At 68.5% G+C, this 2,880-nt stretch carries 2 protein-coding genes; both read right to left on the bottom strand.

Translation table 11 applies throughout. The annotated features are described in order from the left end of the window. Positions 1–41 precede the first annotated feature (41 nt). Positions 42–1,637 (bottom strand): acyl-CoA carboxylase subunit beta, encoded by a 1,596-nt coding sequence (locus ACRDUX_RS37090; RefSeq protein WP_526421911.1) that lies wholly within the window; start codon positions 1,635–1,637, stop codon positions 42–44. 28 nt (positions 1,638–1,665) lie between these two features. Beyond that, the gene (locus ACRDUX_RS37085; RefSeq protein ID WP_526421909.1) at positions 1,666–2,820 is read right to left on the bottom strand and encodes an acyl-CoA dehydrogenase family protein; all 1,155 of its coding nucleotides are present in this window, start codon (positions 2,818–2,820) and stop codon (positions 1,666–1,668) included. Positions 2,821–2,880 lie beyond the last annotated feature (60 nt).

The raw sequence follows: 2,880 nt of genomic DNA, 5'->3' as shown, positions 1-2,880 counted from the left end.
CACCGCCACTGAGCGCGCCGAAATCGCTGACATGGGGGCGCTCACATCCGGAAGACGCCGAAGTTCGACGTCCCCTCGATCGGGCCAGTGGCGATGGCGGACAGACACATTCCCAGCACGGTGCGGGTATCGCGCGGATCGATCACACCGTCGTCGAACATCCTGCCCGACAGGAACATCGGCAACGACTCGGCCTCGATCTGGCCCTCGATCGCGGCTCGCAGGGCGGCGTCGGCGTCCTCGTCGACCTGCTGGCCGCGGGCCTCGGCGGCCGCGCGGCTGACGATCGAGATGACGCCCGCCAACTGGGCGCCGCCCATCACCGCGGACTTCGCGCTGGGCCAGGCGAACAGGAAGCGCGGATCGTAGGCCCGCCCGCACATCCCGTAGTGACCAGCGCCGTAGGACGCGCCGAGCAGCAGCGAGAGGTGCGGCACCGTCGAATTGGACACGGCGTTGATCATCATCGAGCCGTGCTTGATCATGCCGCCCTCTTCATACTGCTTACCCACCATGTAGCCGGTCGTGTTGTGCAGGAACAACAGTGGCGTGTCGGAGCGGTTGGCCAGCTGGATGAACTGGGTGGCCTTCTGCGACTCCTCGCTGAACAGCACGCCGCGCGCGTTGGCCAGGATGCCGATCGGATAGCCGTGTAGCGTGGCCCAGCCCGTCACCAGCGAACCGCCGTAAAGCGGCTTGAACTCGTCGAATTCGGAGCCGTCGACGATGCGGGCGATCACGTCGCGCGGGTCGAACGGCACCCGCAGGTCGGCGGGCACGATGCCGATCAACTCGTCGGCGTCGAACAGCGGTTCGGCGACAGGGCCTGGCGCCGGGCCCGCCTTGTGCCAGTTCAGCCTGGCCACGATGCGGCGACCGATGCGGATGGCGTCGAGTTCGTCGTTGGCGAGGTAGTCGGCCAGACCCGAAGTGCGGGCGTGCATCTCGGCCCCGCCAAGAGACTCGTCGTCGGACTCCTCGCCGGTGGCCATCTTGACCAGGGGAGGCCCGGCGAGGAACACCTTCGAGCGCTCCCTGATCATCACCACGTGATCGGACATGCCAGGCACGTAGGCGCCCCCGGCGGTCGAGTTGCCGAACACCAGGGCGATCGTCGGGATGCCGGCCGCCGAGAGCCGCGTCAGGTCGCGGAACATCTGACCGCCGGGAATGAAGACTTCCTTCTGCGTCGGCAGGTCGGCGCCGCCCGACTCGACGAGTGAGATCACCGGTAGCCGGTTCTCCCTGGCGATCTGGTTGGCGCGCAGGATCTTCCGCAACGTCCACGGGTTGCTGGTGCCGCCCTTGACGGTCGGGTCGTTGGCGACGATGAGGCACTCGACCCCCTCGACGACGCCGATCCCCGTCACCACGCTGGCCCCGACGTGGAATTCGCTGCCCCACGCCGCCAGCGGGCTCAGCTCCAGGAACGGGGAATCGGGGTCGACGAGCAGCTCGACGCGTTCGCGTGGCGTCAGCTTGCCGCGGGCGTGGTGGCGCTCGACGGACTTGGCGCTGCCGCCGGCCAGCGCCTTGGCGTGCTCGGCGTCGAGCTCGGTGAGCTTGGTGGCCATCGCCTCGGCCGCATCGGTGAACGCGACGGACTTCGGGTCGAGGAGTGACTTGACTTGGGTCATGCGCGATCCGCTCCGCTTCTCGCTTGGCTCATGACTGGTATCCAAGTGTCTTGGCGGCCAGGCTGGTGAGGATTTCGGTGGTTCCGCCGCCGATGCCCAGGATGCGCATGTCGCGGTACTGCCGCTCGACCTCGGATTCCGCCATGTAGCCCATGCCGCCGAACAGCTGCACGGCCGCATTGGCCACCCACTCGCCGGACTCGACCGCCGTGTTCTTGGCGTGGCACACCTCGGTGATGAGGTTGGTGTCACCGGCGAGCTGCCGCTCGACCAGATAGCGGGTGTACACCCGCGCGACGTCGACCCGGCGCGCCATCTCGGCGAGCGTGTTCTGCACCTGCTGTCGGGCGATCAGCGGCTTGCCGAAGGTCTCCCGGTTGCGGCACCACTCGACGGTCAGGTCCAGACAGCGCTGCGCGCTGGAGTACGCCTGCGCCGCCAGCCCGACGCGCTCGCTCACGAACGCCCCGGCGATCTGCAGGAAACCGCTGTTCTCGGCGCCGATCAGGTTGGCGACGGGAACGCGGACGTCGGTGTAGGACAGCTCGGCGGTGTCCGAGGACCGCCAGCCCATCTTCTCCAACTTGCGGGTGACCTCGAATCCCGGTGTGCCCTTGTCGATCACGATCAGCGACACCCCGGCCGCGCCTGGGCCGCCCGTGCGCGCGGCGGTCACCACGTAGTCGGCCCGCACCCCGGAGGTGATGTAGGTCTTCGCGCCGTTGACGATGTAGTCGTCGCCGTCGCGGACCGCCTTGGTGGTGAGATGCCCGACGTCGGAGCCGCCGCCGGGTTCGGTGATGGCGAGCGCGCCGATCTTCTCACCGCGCAACGTCGGCCGCACATAGGTCTCGATCAGCCGCTCGTCGCCGGAGGCGATCATGTGCGGCACCGCGATGCCGCACGTGAACAGCGACGCGAAGACGCCGCCTGGCGCGCCCGACTGGTGCATCTCCTCGCAGATGACCACCGCGTCGGCGCCGTCGCCGCCACCCCCGCCGACCGACTCGGGCAGGCCCGCGCCGAGCAGGCCCGCCGCACCGGCCTTGAGGTGCAGCTCGCGCGGCAGGTCACCGGAGCGTTCCCATTCGTCGACGTTGGGCAGGATCTCTCGTTCGGCGAAGGCCCGCACCGTCTTTCGGAGCTGTTCGCGTTCGGGCGTCGTCCAGACGTCTGTGCTCATTTCTCGGTTCCCCCTCGCTCCGGTCCTCGCTCGTTCCTCGCTGCGATCCTCACTCGCGAT

It is taken from the genome of Mycobacterium sp. (genome assembly GCF_050701675.1).
Lineage (GTDB): Bacteria > Actinomycetota > Actinomycetes > Mycobacteriales > Mycobacteriaceae > Mycobacterium.
This window is presented reverse-complemented; position numbering and strand designations above follow the sequence as displayed.

Excerpts from the sequence above, each read along its gene's own strand:
- ACRDUX_RS37085 (WP_526421909.1), bottom strand. The coding sequence starts at position 2,820 with ATGAGCACAGACGTCTGGACGACGCCCGAACGCGAACAGCTCCGAAAG.
- ACRDUX_RS37090 (WP_526421911.1), bottom strand. The coding sequence starts at position 1,637 with ATGACCCAAGTCAAGTCACTCCTCGACCCGAAGTCCGTCGCGTTCACC.